The organism is Microbacterium sp. NPDC077184 (assembly GCF_040687055.1).
In the GTDB taxonomy this organism is placed as follows: domain Bacteria; phylum Actinomycetota; class Actinomycetes; order Actinomycetales; family Microbacteriaceae; genus Microbacterium.
Genome location: NZ_JBFBMM010000009.1, coordinates 1 through 19,327, shown reverse-complemented (window position 1 = coordinate 19,327; position 19,327 = coordinate 1). Strand labels below are relative to the sequence as shown.

The following is a 19,327-nucleotide window of genomic DNA, read 5'->3' as shown; positions in this document are numbered from 1 at the left end:
GACGCGGACGATCGCCGACGGAGTGTCCGCCGGCGGAGGTCGCGTCGACGGGCCCGGATCCGACCTCGGATGGAACGCGATCGGCACGCCGGACGATGTCGTGATCGTCGTCGCGCACCACCTCCTGCACCCCGCGATCGCCCGGACCCTGCTCTCGCGCGATGTTCCGCACGTCCCGCTCGCCCTGCAGGGCGAGCGGATCGACGTGGGTCCCGTGATCGCTCCCGGCCGGACGGCCTGCGCCGCGTGCGTCGCGGACGAGTACACCCGTGAGGATCCGGCGTGGCCCGTGCTGGCCGCTCAGCTCGTCACGCGCGACTCGGGCACCGTACGTCCGGGACTGATGTGGGAAGCCGGGCTCGTCGCGATGGAACTCATCGCGCGGGCTGCGGACGCGCACGGGGCGACGTCGCATTCCGTGACCGTCCGGTCCGGTTCCCTCCAGCGGACGGTGCGGACCCACGCTCCGTCTGCAGGATGCGGGTGCCGATCTCTCGGAGGAACCGGGAGGGATGGCGTTCTCGAGATCCGCGGGCCCAGGTCAGAGAGAGGGTTCGCGCAGCCCGCGTGATCCCCACGTAGGCCAGGCGCCGCTCCTCGTCGACGGCGTCGAACGTCTGCGCGTACGAGATCGGGAGGAGCCCCTCCGCGAGACCCACCATGTGCACGTGCGGCCATTCCAGTCCCTTGGCAGCGTGCAGCGTCGACAGTGTCACCGTCGACAATGCCGGTTCGTCGTGCGCGCGCGCCCGCGCGGCGAGATCATCGGTGAAGGCACGGAGGGTGGTCCCCTCGGGAGCCTCCTCTGCCAGTTGGAGGAGCGCGGCGCGTGCCTCCCAGGCATCGCGCACGGCTCCCCCCGCCGCGGGGGGCTCGTCGGTCAACCCGAGCGAGCGGAGGACGTCTCGGACCGCATCGACCAGTCCACCCCGGACCGGGGCGACCGACGCACCGCGCAGCGCCATGACCGCTTGACGGACCTCCGGCAGGTCGAAGTATCGACGACCGCCGAGCACGGTGGTCGCGATCCCGGCATCCGTCAATGCACGCAGGAGTTCCGCGGACTGCGAGTGGGATCGGTACAGCACAGCGATGTCGCGCACGGCGATTCCCTGTCTCTGCTGCGCCAGGATGCGCGAAGCGACCGCTCGAGCCTCATCGGCGTCGTCTTCGAAGGCGGTCACCGTCGTCGCCGGAGCCCCCGGGTCCGCCTCCGGTGGGCGTGCTTCGGTCGCCGCCACCAGGCGCAGTGCACCCGGACGGTCGCGCATGAGCTCGTTCGCCGCGTCCAGGATCGGCTGCTCCGAACGGTAGTTCCGCAACAGCTGCACCACGCGCGCGTCGTCGTAGCGACTGTCGAACTCGAGGAGGAAGCGCGCGTCGGCCCCCGCGAAGGAGTAGATCGTCTGACTGGCATCGCCGACGACGCACACGTCGCGGCGTCCCCCGAGCCACAGCTCGAGCAGCCGGTGCTGCAGGGGCGAGACATCCTGGAACTCGTCGACCGTGAAGTGGCGGTACTGCTCGTGCACCGCGCGCGCCACCCTCGGCTCGGCTTCCAGCATCCCGGCGCACGCGAGGAGGACGTCCTCGAAGTCCATCTGTCGTCGTTCGTCCTTGAGACGCTCGTATGCGCGCTGCAGGTCGAGCACCCGTTCGAGGCCGAGACGGCCCGCACCCTCCGGCCGCGCCTGCGCATACTGCTCTATCGATCGCATGGTGACCTTCCGCCATTCGATCTGTGCCGCGACGTCCCGGAGCGTCGCGACATCCGGAGACATGCCGATGCCGTCCGCCGCGTGGGCGAGCAGACGTACCTTGTTGTCGACCACCGTGGGTGCCGGAGATCCCGCGATCGCCGGCCAGAAGTAGTTCAGCTGCGCCAGAGCCGCCGCATGGAAGGTGCGGGCAGACACACCCTCGATCCCGAGCGCGCGCAGTCGGCCACGCATCTCCCCCGCGGCCTTGGCGGTGAAGGTCACCGCCATCACCCGACCGGGCGAGTAGGTGCCGGTGTTCACGCCGTGGGCGATGCGGCGTGTGATCACCCGGGTCTTTCCGGTCCCCGCTCCGGCGAGCACCGCGACGGGACCGCGCAGAGCCGTCGCCGCCTCCCGTTGCTGCTCGTCGAGATCGTCCAGAGGTCCACCGGTCATGCGCGCTCCTCGAACCAGTCGGTGATCAGCATGTGCGCGATCGATGCAGGCCCGGGCAGGATGATCTCCCCGACGCCGTCGAGGGCCGCTCCGATCTCCGCACGGGAGAACCATCGGACATCGACGATCTCCTCTCCATCCGCTCGGGCCTTGACGGCGTCGTCCGCCTCGGCGAAGAAGCCCAGCATCAGGGAGCGGGGGTACGGCCACGCCTGGGAGCCGTGATACCGGACCGATCGCGGCCGGACGCCTGCCTCCTCCTCCACCTCCCGGACAACCGCGGACTCGAGGGATTCTCCCGCCTCGACGAAGCCCGCGAAGCACGAGTAGCGTTCGCGGGCCCACGCCGCGTTCGATCCGAGGAGGAGCAGATCGGGATCGTCCGCGTGGGTGACGGCGACGATGACCGCGGGATCGGTCCGCGGAAAATGCGTCCGACCGCATCCGGGACACCGTCGCGACCAGCCCGCGTCGAGGATGTGCGTGCGCGTGCCGCAGAAGGAGCAGAACGGGGCGTCGAGCAGCCACCTCCCGAGGCTCAGTGCCTCGACGAATCGCGCGGCGTCGTGCGGGGTGAGCACACCACCCGAGGCGCGGAGAGAAGCCCAACCCGCCGCCGCGGCGAACACCTCCGCGGCCTCACTCGGGAATGCGCACAGGAGCAGGGGGGCGCCGGCGTCATCCCTGCCGAGGAAGGCCCACTCGCCCCCCTCGGGCGCGTGGTCCGAGGAGACCCAGGCCAGGCGATCGTCGGTGGCGAGGGGCGCACGATCGCCGACGAGGACGAGGACCTTCGCACTCTCCTGGGCACGCGTCTCGGCGAGCAGATCCGGAACGGTCCGCTCCGACGCCGCGCGATCACCGCCGAGGTGACCGAGGGGCGCAAGGCGCGGGGTGTCGGGCGCCGTCATCGAGGATCACTCCCTAACCTGGGCACATGGCACGCTCTCCGTTCACTCTAGCCGCCTCCGTGACGTCGGCCCTGCCTCAGGCAGGCGTGGTCTCGGCCGGGGCATTGACCGAGGGCACAGCCGGTCGATACGATTCCGCGCTCGTCGATCTCGCCGACGGCCGGCGGGTGGTCGCGCGGGTTCCCGCCGACGCCGACGCCGCATCCGAGCTCCTGACCGAAACGCGCGCACTGCGGGCACTCACCGCCGGGGTCCGGGCGCTCCTCCCCTTCCGCGCCCCCACCCTCCTCGGAGAGATGCGACTCGAGGGCGCGACCGGCATCGTCGTGGATTTCCTTCCCGGCTACCGCGTCGACGCCGTGCACCTGCCCCCCGGACGAGGGGCCGCGACGTCCCTCGGTGCGGCCCTGGCAGCCGTGCACGCCCTCCCGACGTCGATCGTGCGCTCGGAGGGCCTGTCCTCGCGTGCACCGGAGCAGGTGCGGGCGGATGTGGCGACACTCGTCGATCGGGCCGAGGAGAGCGACCGCGTGCCGTTCCCCCTTCTCCGGCGCTGGCGGCGCGCGATCGCCGCGGAGCAGCTGTGGGGATTCGAACCGCGGGTGATGCTGGGCGGAGTGAATCCGGCGTCCTTCGTCTTCGACGACGTCGCCGACGTACCGCGCGTGACAGGACTCCTGGAGTGGCACGGGCTCCAGGTCGGGGATCCGGCTCTCGATCTGCACTGGCTCGCCGGTGCGCCGAACGCCGCCGACGACGTGTTCGGCTCCTACCTCGCGCACAGCGATCGCGCTCCCGATCCGCACATGCGTGACCGCTCGCGCTTCTACGCGGAGCTCGAGTTCGCGAAGTGGCTCCTGCACGGACTCGCTGTGGGACTCCCCGACGTGGTCGACGACGCCACCGAGCTCCTCTCGTCGCTGTCCACGGGAGTGGCCGACGACGACGTGCTCGGGCACGGTGGTGCAGACGTCGACGATGCGCTGACCTTCGTCGATCGGATGCCGGAGGGCGCGGCATCCGGCATCGACACCTCCATGCAGACCGACGCCTACGATCCGGCGGAGCTGTCGTTCTGGACGGAGGACACCGACACCGGGACCCTCCGGGACAGCACGGAGGAGCAGGCGGAGAGCGACGCCGAGACCGGTGTGGTGGACGATACGCCCGCGCACACGGATTCCGGCCCCCTCGCACCCTGGCCCGGCCCGCTCACCGGCTCCGCCGATACGGATGAGGAGACCGATCGGGCATCCCGCGAGGCACTGCGTCGGTGGCGCGCGCGGTGAGCACACCGCGGTGAGCACATCGCGGTGACGCCTCAGGCGCGCAGAACGAGCCCGTCCGCCACGTAGAAGAGGACGACGTCGATCTCGGCCAGCGGTATGCCCCGCGCGATGTGGTACGCCCGGCGGTAGAGCTCGAGCTGGACCAGACGGTCCTGACGCTCGGACTCGGTCCGAGGCGCCCGCCCGGTCTTCCAGTCCACGATCTCGATCCGGCCGCCTCGGTCATCCCGACGATAGACGGCGTCGATGCGACAGACGATCACGCGGGGTGTGCCGTCGAGCTCGGTGTCGGTGAAGTCGATCTCGCACTCGACCTCGATGGGGCGCAGGTGCGCCCACTCGGACGCCAGGAACGCAGCCTGGAGCTGCGCGAGACCTGCCGCCTCGTCCGTCGACGCCGCCGACTGTTCGACATCGGGGAGAGTCTCCTCGTCGTCCTCCCACAGGGCCTCGTCCCAGACACTGCGTCCACCGATCAGACCCGACCGTTCTTCGACCCACGAATGGAAGAGGGTTCCCAGCCGGGTCTGCCGGTAGGGGCGTTCCGGCAGCGGCCGCGCGATCCGCCCGACGGCACCCTCGTAGTCCGCGAGGAACTCCTTGTACCGGGAGGCGGCGATCCTCGTCGGTGCGCGGACCTCCCGCGCTGATGCACGCGCGTCGCGCTCCTGCAGCAACAGCAGGATGTCGTCCTCCGGCGTGACATCCTCCGCGCGCACCGCCGCGACGGCGTCCGCCGCCCGGGTCACCGCCGCGCGCCGTGCGCCCAGAGGATCGAGCGGCCACCGGAGGGTACGCCGCTCGCCGTCGTACGGATCGTCCGTGTCCTCCACAGCGGGCACGCCGAGTCCCAACGCGGTGCACATCTCATCGAGGAACACGCTGCGCGCGCGAGGCTTGCGGGTGCCCGACCACGTCGCGCCGCTCAGAAGCAGGTGATCCCGCGCGCGGGTCACCGCGACGTACGCGAGACGCCGATCCTCTTCGAGCTGACGCGTTCGATGTGCGAGGACGAAATCCGCGAAATTGTCTCGGAGATCCTGCTGGGTCGCCGCACGCTCCGCCTCCCAGGCCAGGTCGGGGAGCCAGCGCCGGTCGCCGCGGAACTCGTACGGGAGCACGCCGAAACCGAGCCAGCCTCGGGTGTCGCGCGCAGCTCCGGGCAGTTCGTCCGTCACCAGCCGGACCACGGCCACGGCATCCCACTCGAGCCCCTTCGATCCGTGGATCGTCAGCAGCTGGACCACATCCTCCTCGGGAGGCTCTGTCCGCGGTGCGAGGTCGTCCTGACGCTCCGCGTGGTCGAGCCACGCGAGGAGGCTGGACACGGTGCCGGTGTCGTCGGCGTCGAGGAACGCGTGCACCTCGTCCACGAACGCACGCAACTGGGCGGACGCGATGCGCGCCGGGCCGCGCGTCTCATTCGCCGCCAGTTCGATGTCGAGCCGCAGCTCCGCCTCGATCAGGCGGACGAGTTCGCCGATCGGAGCCCCTACCGCTCGCCGGAGCCCGCCGAACGTCAGACCCGCGTCCTTCAAGCGCGCGCGACCCTGCTCCGAGAAGTCGGGCAACCACCCGTGGGTCCCGGGCTGGCGCGCGAGGAAGTCGAGAGCATCGATCAGTGACACGCCGTCGTCCGATGCGCTGGAACGGAGCGTTGCGACGATCGCCGGGGGAAGCGGCGCGAGCGCAGTGTCGTGCCGGGCCAGACGGGACGCGAGATCTCGAAGCGCACGGAGGTCGGGGAGCCCGATCGACCAGCGCGGCCCACTCAGCAGACGCAGCAACGCAGAGCCGGCGTCGGGGTCGCTCAGGACCCGGAGGACCGCGACGACGTCCACCACCTCCGGTGTGGAGAGCAACCCGCCGAGACCGAGGATGCGGTGCGGGATCCCGTGCCGGCCGAGCGCATCCGCGAAACGCACCATGTGCTTCTTGTTGCGGAAGAGGACGGCCCCCGTCGTCGCCCGGCCCTCCGCCGCACGCCGGCTGCGTACGCGGTCGAACCACTCGGCGACCCGATCGGATTCGGTATCGATGTCGGGCTCGAACACCACGTCCACGTCCCCCTCCGGCGCGTCCGGCCGGGACCGCAGAGGTGGCACGTCGACCGGTGCGGAGTCGGTCAGCGGAGCCAGAACGGCGTTCGCGGCATCGAGGACTCTCCCGGCATTGCGCCAGCTGGTCATGAGTGCGAAGCTCTGGCACGCGGTACGCCGCGCGAACGCGTCGGCGAAGCCGCCCAGATTGCCTGCGCTCGCACCGCGCCACCCGTAGATCGCCTGATGCGGATCGCCGACCGCCATCACCGCGGTATCGGCGAACAGAGCCGCCAGAAGATCCGTCTGGACGACCGAGGTGTCCTGGTACTCGTCCAGCAGAACGACACGGTAGCGGCTGCGCATCTGCTCGCCCACCTCCGGATGCCGCGAGACGGCCTCGAAGGCGCCGGCCACCTGGTCGGAGAAATCGATCAGACCGCGGCGTCGCTTGGCGTCGTCGTAGTCGCGCGCGAGTCCGGCGAGGAGGGCCAGGGCCTCGACCCTCTCGACCGACGATGCGACGTCGGCGTAGACCGTCACTCCACGCGAGACGGAAGGCCGCTCGAGCACGTCACGGAATCGCTCCGGGAATCGGGCCAGGTCCTCTAAGGAGACGAGGTTGTCCACCCGGTCCCGCGCGATCCGCAGCGCGGCGTCCACGATGGTGCGCAGCGCCTCCCCTCTCGTCTCGAGCCTCGGGTCGTCCGAGGCGAGCACGACGCGCCGCATGAGGAGCCAGGCGGCGGACTCCGACAGCACCGCGGCCTCAGGGTCTCGCCCCAGTCTCACGGCGTGCTCACGCACGATCTGATCCGCGAAGCTGTTGTAGGTCGCCACGCTGGGCCGGTGCAGGAGAGCGTCGTCCTCGAGCTCACGCGGCACCGCCCCGGTGGCGCCGACCAGTGTTGCGAGGTGAGCGTCTCGCGATGCCTGTCGGTCGCCCGAGGACCTCTCGATGGTCCCGAAGACGTCGAGGTGTCCGTCCCGGTGGAGCGCCGCCAGATGCGGGAGAAGGCCGAGCCGCTCGAACTCGGCCAGGCGGGCCAGACGCCGTTGGATGCGCTCGGCGAGTTCGCCGGCAGCCTTCCGCGTGAAGGTGAGCCCGAGGATCTCGTCGCGCGAGACGATGCCGTTGGCCACGAGCCACACGACCCGAGAGGCCATGGTCTCGGTCTTCCCGCTGCCCGCGCCGGCCACCACGAGGGCCGGGGCGAGTCCTGACTCGATGACGGCGGTCTGCTCCGCCGTGGGCGGGAACTGGCCGAGGGCGGCCGCGATCGTCTGCGCGGAAAGTCGTGGAGAGCTCACGCGCGACTCACCGCGCCGACCGTGTGGATGCGGCACACGCCGTGCGAGAACTCGTCCCGGCAGTGCTGTTCGTACGGGGCCGAGAACGTCTCCCCTCGCATGGCGGCGACAGCGGAGCGGACGCGCGAGAGGAACTCTTCACGGGCATCGTCCGAGAGCGGGGGCTGTCGCGGCTCCGCATAGGGCTTCGATTTCGCGGTGGGGCGGAGGACTAGCAGTTTCGCGCCGCCCGGGGCGAACCCCTTCGCCTCGGGTATCGCCCCGGTGTGGAACGCCAGCTGATACGCCGCGAGCTGCGGGTTGTCCTGAACTTTGGCGTCGGTCTGCGGCTCGCTCTTGCCGGTCTTCAGGTCGACGATGACGACGCGGTCGTCGGATGTGAGCTCGACCCGATCGATGTAGCCCGAAACCACCGCGTCCGCCTCCCCGCCCGCTGTCGCCACGGGCACCTCGAAGTGCGGTTCTGCGCCGAGGAGACGTCCTCCGGCGTCATCGAATCGCCGGAGGTACAGATGAAGGCGATGGACGAGATCCCGCGCGCGGGTCCTTTCGGCGCGCTCCCGCCAGGCCGATTCGAACTGCAGCTCCTGCCATCTCGCTTCGACGTGCGCCCAGAGGGCGTCCTCGTCGCTGCCGACGGCGTGCTCCAGGGCGGAGTGGAGGATCGTCCCGAGTCCCGCGGTCGCCCCGCCGGTGTCGCCGCCGAGCTCCGCGATCAACCAGTTGAGCTCGCATTCCTCCAGCGCGTGAAGCCGGGACGGGGACACGCGGACCGGGCGGGGATCCTCTTCGAAGAGGGATCCCGCTCTGGACACCGGGAGGACCCCGTACCATTCGCTCGGCGCGGCCCCGGGAACGCCCGCCCGGGCGAGCACCGCCAGTTGCGCCGCCGCACCCGCCTCGGCGTCGGCAGGGCCGCCGGTGAGGAGCCGCCGATGACGGGCCACCTGCCCGCGCAACGACAGCGGATGCTCACCGCGATACGGCTGCAGCGGAGGCAGCAGCTCGAAGAAGGCGCTGGGCCCCGTGTCGTCATCGTCGACCGCGGTGATGACCGTCAGACGGCGTGCACGGGTGAGGGACCGCACCAGCAGTCGAAGCTCGTCGTGCAGCGCTGCGCGACGCCGGTCCACCGGCGCGGGCGCTTCGCGGACCCCCTCGGCCGCATCCGCGAGGCGCCAGGTGTGCAGGAGACCGCCGCGCGTGCGCGTGTTCGGCCAGATGCCCTCCTGGACTCCGGCCACGACGACGGTGTCGAACTCCCGTCCGAGCGAGCCCGCGGGAGTGAGGACGGCGACGCGGCCCGCCGCAGGTGCCGCCTCGAGACGGTCGTCGGCCACAGCACTGTCCAGGAGCGTACGGACGAACACACGCGGGTCGACGGCTCGCTCCCGGTCGACCGCACGCTTGGCGGCCTGGAAGAGCGCCACCACCGCATCGAGGTCGCGATGAGCCTGCTCCGCCACCGGGCCCTGCCCCGCCGCGATGTCGAGCCAGACCCGTTCGGACCCGCTGCGCTCCCACGCGGTCCACAGAAGCTGATGTACGTCGTCGCCGGCCTCCAAGCCCGCGCGCACCGCCTGCACGGTTGTCGCCACGGAAGCCGCGCGCCGCGCCTCCCTGGTGTCCACGAGGACGAACTCCACCGGATGGCGCATACCGGAGATCAGGAGCTCGTTCCCGAGACGCGCTCCGCCGGAGGCGAGTTCGGCCGTGCGCAGGGTCGTTCTCAAACGCCGCAGCTCGATCGCGTCCAGACGCCCGTACAACCCCGTCAGGACGGCGATGACGTCGTCGACCTCGTCGAAGTCCCCCATCGCCGCTTCCACCAGCCGGAGAAGGTCGCGCGCGGCGGGGACGGTTCCAAGCGGTCGGGCTGCACCGTCGGACCGCGCCGGCACCTCTCGCGCCGTCAGTTCCCGCTCCAAGGCGACCACCTGGCGGGCGTCGTGCGCGATCACCGCGCATGACGACCACGCCACGCCATCGCGCACGTGACGCTCCCGGAGGATGCGGGCGATGGCGTCGTGTTCCTCCGCGGGCGAGCGGGCCACGAGGCAGCGGACGGACCCGTCGTCGGAGGCATCCGAGGGCGCCCTTCGATGGGCCACGACGCCGGCGGCCCCGATGCGCTGCGTCACCCGACGGGCGACGGCGCCCTGCCACGCGGACCCGCGATGGGTGCCGTCGAGGACCCCGCGCAGGCCCCACAGCGACACTGCTCGCGCGAAGTTCTCGGGTCTCGCTCCTCGAAACGCCCCGGAGCCGAGGTCGGGGTCGCCGAAGGCCACGACCGCGATCCCCCGCCGCCGGCATGCCTCCAGCAGCTCGATCGCGCCGAGCGTCAGCTCCTGCACATCGTCGACGAGGAGGACCCGGATGTCATCGAGCGGTGCCCATCCGGCCGCGGCCGTGCGCACCACACCGAGCGCCTCCCGCACGAGGCCCGCCGCGTCACGGTGCGCGCCCCGCATTCCGGCCCGGACGTCGAGGTACTCGCGGAAGAACGACGCGGCGGCCGTCCATTCGACGAGACCGAGGTCGCGTCCGAGCTCCTCCAGCCGATCAGGCTCGAGGCCGAGGGTCGTGCACTCGGCGAAGAACGCGCGGAGCTCCGCACGGAACCCCGGCGAGGAGCGCACGGCGACGGGCAGGCTCGACGGCCATCGGGAGCCGTGGCGGCCTTCGTCCTCGGCATCGCCGTCGAGAAGGTCCTCGAGCAGCTGATCCTCGTCGGCACCGGTCAACAGCTGAGGTGCCTCACGGCCCGCGGCCACGTTCGCCGCCCGGACCAGGTGGTAGGCGAACGAGGCCACCGAACGCGCGGGCGGCCCCGAGGTCGCCACCGCGAGGGTCAGGGCGATCCGGTCCCGGAGCGCGGTCGCCGTCTGCCGGGAAGACGTCAGTGTCAGGACCGCGTCGGCCGGGAGCCCGTCGGCGACCAGCCGGCGGGCGCGCGCCACCAGCGTCTCGGTCTTTCCCGACCCCGCTGCTCCCACGACGACACCGGAGGCGTCCGGAGGCAACTCGACGACCGCTCTCTGCGCAGGGTCTTCCCGCGGGTGGGCCTCCTTCACCGGAGTCACCGGCGTGGGCGTCGACGAGGGTGACACGGGCATGCTCCGACGTTAGCCGCAGCCGCCGACGTCGTTCGCCCAGAGCGTTCGCGACCGGCGTCCGCCCCGGATGCCCGTGTCGTAAAGTGTCCGAGAGCCCGCGAAACCGCGGGCCCGCAGAGCGAAAAGGGGCACGACCGTGGACATCCGCATCGGCATCGCCAACACCGGCCGCGAACTCACCTTCGAGACCAACGATTCGGCGACGGAGGTCAAGAAGACCGTGTCCGACGCCCTCTCCACGGGCGCGACCCACATCGAGTTCACCGATGCGCGCGGCAGCTCCTACCTCGTCCCGACCGCCGGTCTCGCCTACATCGAACTCGGCAGCGACCAGTCGCGTCGCGTCGGCTTCGTCGCCTGACCCGTGCAGATCCTTCTCGGGCTGGTCGCCGGAGCGGTCATCGGACTCGTCGTCCACGTCACCCTGGGCCACAGGGACGTCCGCGGGGCCGCTCTCCTGCCGATGGTGGGCGCCGCCTCGGCCGGAATCGCCTGGACGGCGGCCACGTGGGCGGGCGCGGGGATCGACAGCGCCTGGCCCTGGCTGGGGGCGATCCTCGTCCCCGGGGCCGTGGTCCTCGCCCTCGCCGTGGTGATCACCCGACGTCGACGCGAGCACGATGCGCAGATGCGGCACGCCCTGCGCATCGGCTGATCCGAGCGCGCGGTCGGACGGCCGTCAGGCCGCGAGCCCCATCGCGTCCATCCTCCGGGAGTGCGCGGCCAGCAGTTGAGTGAAGACCGGCTCGACCGTCGCTTCGTCGGCCGATTCGAGGGTCAGGGGTCGAAGCGCCGCACGAGCGATCAGCAGCGTGTCACCGACGAGGCGCCTGCCCCACAGGGCGAGCAGCCAGGCCCACTGCGGGTCGTCCGCGATCGTGGTCGAGATGATGTCGACGATGGCCTCGCGATCGTCGTCGGCGAGGAGGGCGCGCGCCACGCGTCGCCCGGTCTCGCCGTAGCTGGACGAGAGCGCGAGATAGAAATCGTCGAGCATGCCGGCGGTGATGTGCACCGACAGCATCGTCTCCTGCGGGCGGACGCCGTGCGTGCTCCGTCGGAAGGCGTCCAGGGGCTCGCGGAACGGGAGCATGACGGCCGTCGGATCCCCGCCGCGTTCGCGGATGATCGCCACGAGGGCTTCGTGCTTGGTCAGCGCCGCGCCGGCGGCTCGCGACAGGGATTCCTTCTGCGCCAGCGCCGGGGTGAGCGCGATGAGTTCGCTCAGCGTCTCGAAGTAGCCGAGCTGCAGGTACGCCGCCTGGCCGAGGAAGGTGTCCACGTCGGGAGCGAGCTGCGCGAAGTCCACGCGCAGCGCCTCGCCGAGCTCGTCACGGGAGCGCAACTGAAGACGTCGGCCGGGCTCGCGTCTCTGCCAGAACCACTTCACCACTCCCACAGCCTACGCCGCCCGCCTTCCGCGTCGTACCGGGGGCTCTGCGCCCGGCGCGCTAGCATGGACTCCGGCCCCGACGACGGATCGGGGATGCCGCGCCTGTGGAAGAGAAGAGGGCGTGGATCGCACTCCGCCCCGACGGCGCCGCTGGACAGCACGCCCGGGCATGGACCAGGCAGCCTCTCACTGCCGGACAGGCACACATCGTGACCACTTTCGCCGACCTCGGTGTCGACCGGGACATCGTCGACGCGCTCGCACACAAGGGCATCGTCGATGCCTTCCCGATCCAGGAGCAGACCATCCCCCTCGGCCTCCCGGGGCAGGACATCATCGGCCAGGCCAAGACCGGCACGGGCAAGACCTTCGGCTTCGGCATCCCCGTGGTCCAGCGCCTCGGCCTCGACCCGGCGCCCGGAGTGAAGGCCCTCATCGTCGTCCCGACCCGCGAGCTCGCCGTCCAGGTCTACGAGGACATGGACATGCTCACCTCGAACCGTTCCACGAGCGTCGTGGCCATCTACGGAGGGAAGGCCTACGAGGGGCAGATCGATCAGCTCAAGGCGGGAGCGCAGATCGTCGTCGGCACCCCCGGTCGCCTCATCGATCTCAGCAACCAGCGGCTCCTGGATCTCTCCGGCGCGGTCGAAGTCGTCCTCGACGAGGCCGACAAGATGCTCGACCTCGGCTTCCTCGCCGACATCGAGAAGATCTTCCAGAAGGTACCCGCCGTCCGCCACACGCAGCTGTTCTCGGCGACGATGCCGGGCCCGATCGTGGCGCTGGCCCGTCGCTTCATGTCGAACCCGATCCACATGCGGGCGAATGATCCCGACGAAGGCCTCACCCAGGCCAACATCAAGCACCTCGTCTACCGCGCGCATTCGCTCGACAAGGATGAGGTGATCGCGCGGATCCTGCAGGCGGAGGGGCGCGGCAAGACCGTGATCTTCACCCGCACCAAGCGTGCGGCGCAGAAGCTGGTGGACGAGCTCGGCGATCGGGGGTTCAACGCCGCCGCCGTGCACGGCGACATGAGCCAGGAGGCTCGCGAACGCTCCATGGCCGCTTTCAAGGCCGGGAAGCGGGACGTGCTCATCGCCACGGATGTCGCCGCCCGCGGTATCGACGTGAACGACGTCACACACGTCATCAACCACACCATCCCCGATGACGAGAAGACCTACCTGCACCGCGCCGGCCGGACCGGCCGCGCGGGCAAGACCGGCATCGCCGTGACGTTCGTCGATTGGGACGACCTCCACAAGTGGGCGCTGATCAACCGTGCGCTCGAGTTCGGGCAGCCCGAGCCCACGGAGACCTACTCCTCGAGCCCGCACCTCTACAGTGATCTCGACATTCCCGCAGGAACGAAGGGCCGCATCGTCACGGCTCCGAAGACACAGCCCGCGCGGACCCAGCCGGCTCGCGCCGCGGATGCGGCCGGCGACGATCCGCCGGCGGGGACCACTCGCCGGCGGCGACGTCGCTCGCGCGCCTCCGGCGACGAGCGGGTGGGAACCTCGTTCGCGGCGGACGGCGGGACGACTCCGGCAGCCACGGACGAGCCGGCTCCCGAGCGCAACGCCGAAGGAGCGGGAACCCATGACGGCGGCGGTGCCGAGCACCACGACGGCCGTCCGGCACCGCGCCGCCGTCGGCGCCGGGGATCGCGCGGCGGACAGACGGCCTCACCGGGAGTGTGATCGGCGGGGGGTGGAAGCCGCACGGCTTCCACCCCGATCACGGGTAGACGGGTGCGCTGCCCGATCCCCGGTCGACGATACGTGCCACCATCTCGTCGGATGTGGTGTACTCCCCGGGCTGGTTGGGCTTGCCGAGTCCGTGGTAATCGCTCGAACCGGTGACGATCAGATCCCGGGAGCGGCACAGGCGCGCCAGCACCTCCGTCGCCGCCGGCAGGTTCTCCCTGTGCCCCAACTCGAATCCGGCGAGGCCGGCCTCGAGCATCCGCTCGATGACGGGCTCGGGGAGAAGTCCCGCCCGGCCGGCCGGATGCGCGATGATGGCCACTCCCCCGGCCTCGGTCACCCGCTGCACGGCGGTGACGGGATCGGGCGCGTACAGCGCCACGTAGTAGTCGCCCGCCGGACTCAGGATGTCGGCGAACGCCTGCGTCCGGTCCGCGACGAAGCCCCGCGCGACCAGGGCGTCGGCGATGTGGGGACGCCCCACGGTCGCCCCTTCCGATGTCTGGGCGAGGATGTCGTCCCAGGTGACGTCGAAGTCGCGCGCGATGCGATCGGCCATCAGACGCGCCCGGTCCATGCGCGAGGCGCGGATACGGTCCGTGAGGGCGCGCAGGTGTGTCTCATCCGGATCGAAGAGATAGGCCAGGACGTGGACGCTGCGCCACTCGTGTTTCGCGGAGAGCTCCATCCCCGGGATGAAGGTCACCCCCAGCGAACCTGCGGCATCGGCGGCCTCCGCCCACCCGGCTGTGGTGTCGTGGTCGGTGAGCGCCACGGTGTGCACCCCATGACGATGCGCGGCGTCGAGGACGCCCGCGGCCGATTCGGTCCCGTCCGAATGGACGGAGTGCAGATGCAGGTCGCTCGGCCCCTGAAAACGCTGCGAAGCCGACATTCATCGAGCGTATCGCGACGATCGGAACCCGTCGTCGGAACGTGCGCCACTGGTCGATCTCCCAGCGGACAAGTCTAGAGTCTTGGGGTGCCACGCCTCCTCGGGATCCTCGTCGCGGTGCTGTTCGCCGTCGGTGCGGCGGTGTTGACCTGGCCGGACTTCTTCCGGGTCGAGCGCTACTACCCCGTGGCGCAGATCATCTCCTTCCGAGGTGCGGTGACGGTCGCCCTGGCCGCGGTCGTCGTCCTCGCTCTGCTTCTCGCGCTGGCGCGCGGGCCTCGCCCCTTCGCGCTGACGATCGCGCTGATCGCCGCGGTGGCCACAGGGGTGAGCGGTGCGACCCTCGTCGCGCGCGGGCTCGGTGCCGACTCCCTCCCGGCGAAGTCCGATGCCGCCGTCCGGGTCATGACCTGGAACACCGCGGGCCCCGCGACCGCGCCCGACGCCGTGGCACGTCTGGCCGTCGCGATGGAGGCGGACATCGTCTCCCTCCCGGAGACCACGATCGAGACGGGAGAGGCGGTGGCGATCGCGATGCGCGAGCTCGGCCACCCCATGTGGGCGCATCATGCCGAGGACCCTTCCACCGAGTGGGACGCGGGATCGACCACGCTCCTCATCAGCCCCGACCTCGGGGACTACGCCGTGATCGAATCGTCGGTGGACGGCACCAGCAACACCTCCACCGTTCCGAGCGCCGTGGCGATGCCCGTCGCCGGAGACGGACCCATCGTCGTCGCCGCCCACGCCGTCGCCCCACGCCCGAGCTACATGAGCGAATGGCGGGAGGACCTGCGCTGGCTTGCCGACCAGTGTGCGAGCGACAACGTGATCCTGGCCGGCGATTTCAACGCCACCGTGGACCACATGAATGGCCTCGGAGTGGCCGGAGGAACACTGGGGCTCTGCCGGGACACGGCTGCAGCGACGGGGAACGGAGGGGTCGGAACCTGGCCGGCGGACGCGCCGCGCGTCCTCGGGGCACCCATCGACCATGTGATGGCCACGTCCGAGTGGGTCGCGACCGGATCCCTGGTGCTCGACCGGAACGACTCATCGACGTCCGACCACCGCCCCGTCGTCGTCCAGCTCGAGCGTGCCGGCGACTGATCCCGCGGCATCGGTGCGTGCGAGACTGGGGTGATGAGCACAGCAGGCGAGCCGGACACGATCACGGCGACCGACGAGGAGAGGGCGGCCACGAACCGCCGCCAGCGTTTCGGTCAGGGTTTTCTCGACGGGATCTCTCAGGGATGGGCGGAACGCCCCGACATCACGCCTCCCACCCGCCCGTCGGCCGTGCACGCCGCGGCACGTCGGGCGAGCGTCGCCGCCGCATTTCCCGGCGCCCGCGTCGTGATCCCTGCCGGATCGCTCAAGGAGCGCAGTAACGACACCGACTACCCCTTCCGACCTCACTCCGCCTTCGCCCACCTCACGGGGTGGGGGGCCGATGCCGAACCCGACTCGGTCCTCGTGCTCGATCCGCGACCGGGCGGGGCGTACCAGGCGACCCTGTATTTCCGTGAGCGAGCGGATCGGACGACCCACGAGTTCTACGCGGACGCGACGGTGGGCGAATTCTGGATCGGCCCCCGCCCCTCCGCATCCGCCGTCGCCGCCGAGCTCGGCATCGATACTGCGCCCGTGGACGCCTTCGCTCGCGGCACCGACGATCTCGTCGTGGGCGAGCACCCCGATCTCACCCGATTCGTCTCGGAGATGCGACTCGTCAAGGACGAGTACGAGATCGCTCAGCTGAACCTCGCGGTCGAGGCCACGGCTCGCGGGTTCGACGACATCGTCCGCGATCTTCCCCGCATCGCCGCGCATCCTCGCGGGGAGCGTGTCGTCGAGGGCCTCTTCCATCAGCGGGCACGGACGGACGGGAACAGCGTCGGATACGACACGATCGCCGCGTCCGGCCCTCACGCGTGCTACCTGCACTGGACTCGGAACGACGGCCGGGTCGTCCCCGGCGACCTGATCCTGATCGACGCGGGAGTAGAGGTCGACAGCCTCTACACCGCAGACATCACCCGCACCCTTCCGATCAACGGCAGGTTCAGCGACGTCCAGCGACGTGTCTACGAGGCGGTGCGGGAAGCGGCGGACGCCGCCTTCGCGGCGGCACGGCCGGGCGCTCGATTCCGAGAGGTCCACGAGGCCGCGATGTCCGTCATCGCCGAGCGCGTCGCGGACTGGGGGCTTCTGCCCGTCACGGCACAGGAAGCACTCGACGCCGACCGCGGCGGTCACCACCGCCGGTACATGGTGCACGGCACGAGTCACCATCTGGGTCTCGACGTCCACGATTGCGCGCAGGCGCGTCGCGAGATGTACTACGACGGCGTCCTCGAGCCGGGGATGGTGTTCACGATCGAACCCGGGCTGTACTTCCAGATCGACGATCTGACCGTCCCGATCGAGTACCGCGGCATCGGCGTGCGCATCGAGGACGACATCCTGATGGGCGCGGACGGGCCGGTGAACCTCTCCGCCGGGATTCCCCGCACGGCGGACGAAGTCGAGGCGTGGATCGCGCGGCTGCGGGAATCCGCGTGACGCGATCGGCGGATCCGTCCCGCCGAGGCAGGACCTTCACTCCGCCACCCGCCTTCACCACCCGTCCGACACTCAGCGGGACCTTCGGGATGGTGGCCTCGACACACTGGATGGCCTCCGCCGCCGCCCACGGCATCCTCGAGCGCGGGGGCAACGCCTTCGACGCCGCCGTCGCCGGCGGATTCGTGCTTCACGTGGTCGAGCCTCACCTGAACGGTCCGGGCGGTGACCTCGTCGGGCTTTTCGCCACCTCCGACGCCCCGCGAGATGCCAGGGTGCTCGTCGGACAGGGGCCGGCCCCCGCAGGAGCCGACATCGCGCATTTCCGTGCCGAGGGACTCGATCTCGTACCCGGCGCGGGGGGCCTGGCCGCCGCCGTACCCGGCGCCGTCGACGCCTGGCTGCTCCTTCTGCGCGACCACGGCTCCATGGAACTCTCCGACGTCCTGGCCCCCGCGATCCAGATCGCCCGCGACGGCGCCCCGCTTCTTCCCACCACCGTGGCCACCATCGCCCGCGTCGCGGATCTCTTCCGAGAACACTGGCCCACCTCCGCCGAACTCTGGCTCCCCGACGGCGCAGTCCCGAGCGCGGGAGACCTGCACCGCAATCCGCGATACGCCGACGTGCTCGAAGACCTCCTCGCGCACGCTGACGGCCACGCATCCCGCGAGGGGCGGATCGACGCCGCTCGGACCGCATGGGCGACCGGCCGGGTGGCACACGCCGCGGCCGAGTTCCTCACAACGCCCCACCGGCACTCCTCCGGGACCGATCACGCCGCGGTCATCCGCGCCAGCGACTTCGCGGACTTCCGCGCGACCTACGAGGACAGCGTCGTCGCGCAGTTCCGCGGTCATACCATCGCGAAGGCGGGGACCTGGACACAGGGTCCCGCCCTTCTCGCAGCGCTGAAGATCCTCGAGCCGCTCGATGACGAGCTCCTCGACCCGAGCACCGGCGCGGGAGCGCACACCATCCTCGAGGCCCTGACGTTGGCCCTGGCCGACCGCGACGCGCACTTCGGCGATGGAACGGATGCGGTACCGCTGCTCTCGGACGAGTACATCGCCTCCCGACGAGCCGAGATCGGCGAGCGGGCGGCGCGGGAATGGCGGCCGGGCCGTCCGACGCGTCACTCTCCTGCCGCGCCGCCCTTGCGGCGGGCCGGCACCGCCGCCGATGCCGCCGGAACCGGCGAACCCACCGTCCAACCGACGGGCGAGACCCGCGGCGACACCTGCCATATCGATGTGGTCGATCGGTGGGGCAACCTCGTATCCGTCACGCCCTCCGGCGGCTGGCTGCAGTCGTCTCCCACCATTCCCGAGCTCGGCTTCTGCCTCGGTACGCGCCTGCAGATGACCTGGCTCGATCCGGACGCCGCCGCGGCGCTGAAGCCGGGACGACGGCCGCGGACAACTCTGTCTCCGACGCTTGCGTTCACCGCTGACGGCGGGAGGATGGCGCTGGGGACGCCCGGCGGTGACCAGCAGGATCAGTGGCAGCTACCCTTCCTCCTGCGCGTCCTCGTCGGAGGCTATGAGCCGCAACAGGCGATCGACGCCCCGACCCTCCACACCACGGCTCTGATCGACTCGTTCTGGCCGCGGGAATGGGATCCCGCAGGAGTGGTCGTCGAAGACCGCCTCGGAGACGACGTGATCGACGAGCTGGTCGCGCGCGGGCATGACGTGCGTCGAGCCGGCCCGTGGCGTCTCGGTCGCCTCTCCGCCGTCGGCGTTCTTCCCGACGGCGTCCGCCTGTGGGGCGCCGCCAACCCGAGGGGCATGCAGGGGTACGCAATCGGCCGATGACGTCACCGTCGTGACGTCATCGGTTCGGTTGCGTGTGGGTGTTGTTAACGCGAAAGGGCCACCCAGCGTTGGGTGGCCCTTTCGTTTAAAAGAAGTCCGGCGGTGTCCTACTCTCCC

At 70.8% G+C, this 19,327-nt stretch carries 13 protein-coding genes; 7 read left to right on the top strand and 6 right to left on the bottom strand.

Annotated features, from left to right (window positions below):
* Nucleotides 1-374: 374 nt before the first annotated feature.
* Together AB0O93_RS14515 and nudC are read right to left on the bottom strand one after the other, a co-directional pair.
* Complete coding sequence (locus AB0O93_RS14515) at nt 375-2,156, bottom strand: ATP-dependent helicase (protein ID WP_363344506.1); 1,782 nt, start codon at nt 2,154-2,156, stop codon at nt 375-377.
* Nucleotides 2,153-3,067: an NAD(+) diphosphatase gene (gene nudC / locus AB0O93_RS14510; RefSeq protein WP_363344504.1), complete on the bottom strand. Its 915-nt coding sequence runs from the start codon at nt 3,065-3,067 to the stop codon at nt 2,153-2,155. The genes AB0O93_RS14515 and nudC overlap by 4 nt, the downstream gene beginning before the upstream one ends.
* 26 nt (nt 3,068-3,093) lie before the next feature.
* Between nudC and AB0O93_RS14505 the strand changes: the two genes are divergently transcribed.
* Complete coding sequence (locus tag AB0O93_RS14505; protein ID WP_363344502.1) at nt 3,094-4,356, top strand: phosphotransferase; 1,263 nt, start codon at nt 3,094-3,096, stop codon at nt 4,354-4,356.
* A gap of 32 nt (nt 4,357-4,388) precedes the next feature.
* Here AB0O93_RS14505 and AB0O93_RS14500 read toward each other — a convergent pair whose 3' ends face one another.
* On the bottom strand, nt 4,389-7,706 hold the full coding sequence (locus tag AB0O93_RS14500; RefSeq protein ID WP_363344500.1) for an ATP-dependent DNA helicase: 3,318 nt from the start codon (nt 7,704-7,706) through the stop codon (nt 4,389-4,391).
* Nucleotides 7,703-10,825, bottom strand: coding sequence for an ATP-dependent DNA helicase (locus AB0O93_RS14495; protein ID WP_363344498.1), 3,123 nt, complete (start codon nt 10,823-10,825; stop codon nt 7,703-7,705). The genes AB0O93_RS14500 and AB0O93_RS14495 overlap by 4 nt, the downstream gene beginning before the upstream one ends.
* A 136-nt stretch (nt 10,826-10,961) precedes the next feature.
* Here AB0O93_RS14495 and AB0O93_RS14490 point away from each other — a divergent pair, with 136 nt between their 5' ends.
* Nucleotides 10,962-11,186 (top strand): DUF3107 domain-containing protein, encoded by a 225-nt coding sequence (locus AB0O93_RS14490; protein ID WP_053548434.1) that lies wholly within the window; start codon nt 10,962-10,964, stop codon nt 11,184-11,186.
* A 3-nt stretch (nt 11,187-11,189) separates the two neighbouring features.
* Nucleotides 11,190-11,480, top strand: coding sequence for a hypothetical protein (locus AB0O93_RS14485; RefSeq protein ID WP_363344496.1), 291 nt, complete (start codon nt 11,190-11,192; stop codon nt 11,478-11,480).
* A gap of 24 nt (nt 11,481-11,504) precedes the next feature.
* Here the strand turns inward: AB0O93_RS14485 and AB0O93_RS14480 are convergent, their stop codons facing one another.
* Nucleotides 11,505-12,218 (bottom strand): ferritin-like fold-containing protein, encoded by a 714-nt coding sequence (locus AB0O93_RS14480; protein WP_363344494.1) that lies wholly within the window; start codon nt 12,216-12,218, stop codon nt 11,505-11,507.
* 209 nt (nt 12,219-12,427) lie between these two features.
* On the opposite strand from AB0O93_RS14480, the gene AB0O93_RS14475 reads away from it, so the two are divergent.
* Nucleotides 12,428-13,927 (top strand): DEAD/DEAH box helicase, encoded by a 1,500-nt coding sequence (locus tag AB0O93_RS14475; protein ID WP_363344492.1) that lies wholly within the window; start codon nt 12,428-12,430, stop codon nt 13,925-13,927.
* Nucleotides 13,928-13,964: 37 nt separating this feature from the next.
* Here AB0O93_RS14475 and AB0O93_RS14470 read toward each other — a convergent pair whose 3' ends face one another.
* Complete coding sequence (locus AB0O93_RS14470; protein ID WP_363344490.1) at nt 13,965-14,828, bottom strand: PHP domain-containing protein; 864 nt, start codon at nt 14,826-14,828, stop codon at nt 13,965-13,967.
* 87 nt (nt 14,829-14,915) lie between these two features.
* Here AB0O93_RS14470 and AB0O93_RS14465 point away from each other — a divergent pair, with 87 nt between their 5' ends.
* The 3 genes from AB0O93_RS14465 (at nt 14,916) to AB0O93_RS14455 (ending at nt 19,210) form a co-directional block, all read left to right on the top strand.
* Nucleotides 14,916-15,938: an endonuclease/exonuclease/phosphatase family protein gene (locus tag AB0O93_RS14465; RefSeq protein WP_363344488.1), complete on the top strand. Its 1,023-nt coding sequence runs from the start codon at nt 14,916-14,918 to the stop codon at nt 15,936-15,938.
* Between the two features lie 33 nt (nt 15,939-15,971).
* Nucleotides 15,972-17,393 (top strand): aminopeptidase P family protein, encoded by a 1,422-nt coding sequence (locus tag AB0O93_RS14460; protein ID WP_363344486.1) that lies wholly within the window; start codon nt 15,972-15,974, stop codon nt 17,391-17,393.
* A gap of 89 nt (nt 17,394-17,482) precedes the next feature.
* Nucleotides 17,483-19,210, top strand: coding sequence for a gamma-glutamyltransferase (locus AB0O93_RS14455; protein ID WP_363344484.1), 1,728 nt, complete (start codon nt 17,483-17,485; stop codon nt 19,208-19,210).
* The last annotated feature ends 117 nt before the right edge of the window (nt 19,211-19,327 follow it).

Excerpts from the sequence above, each read along its gene's own strand:
- AB0O93_RS14460 (WP_363344486.1), top strand. The coding sequence starts at position 15,972 with ATGAGCACAGCAGGCGAGCCGGACACGATCACGGCGACCGACGAGGAG.
- AB0O93_RS14470 (WP_363344490.1), bottom strand. The coding sequence starts at position 14,828 with ATGTCGGCTTCGCAGCGTTTTCAGGGGCCGAGCGACCTGCATCTGCAC.
- nudC (WP_363344504.1), bottom strand. The coding sequence starts at position 3,067 with ATGACGGCGCCCGACACCCCGCGCCTTGCGCCCCTCGGTCACCTCGGC.
- AB0O93_RS14495 (WP_363344498.1), bottom strand. The coding sequence starts at position 10,825 with ATGCCCGTGTCACCCTCGTCGACGCCCACGCCGGTGACTCCGGTGAAG.
- AB0O93_RS14455 (WP_363344484.1), top strand. The coding sequence starts at position 17,483 with ATGGTGGCCTCGACACACTGGATGGCCTCCGCCGCCGCCCACGGCATC.
- AB0O93_RS14505 (WP_363344502.1), top strand. The coding sequence starts at position 3,094 with ATGGCACGCTCTCCGTTCACTCTAGCCGCCTCCGTGACGTCGGCCCTG.
- AB0O93_RS14515 (WP_363344506.1), bottom strand. The coding sequence starts at position 2,156 with ATGACCGGTGGACCTCTGGACGATCTCGACGAGCAGCAACGGGAGGCG.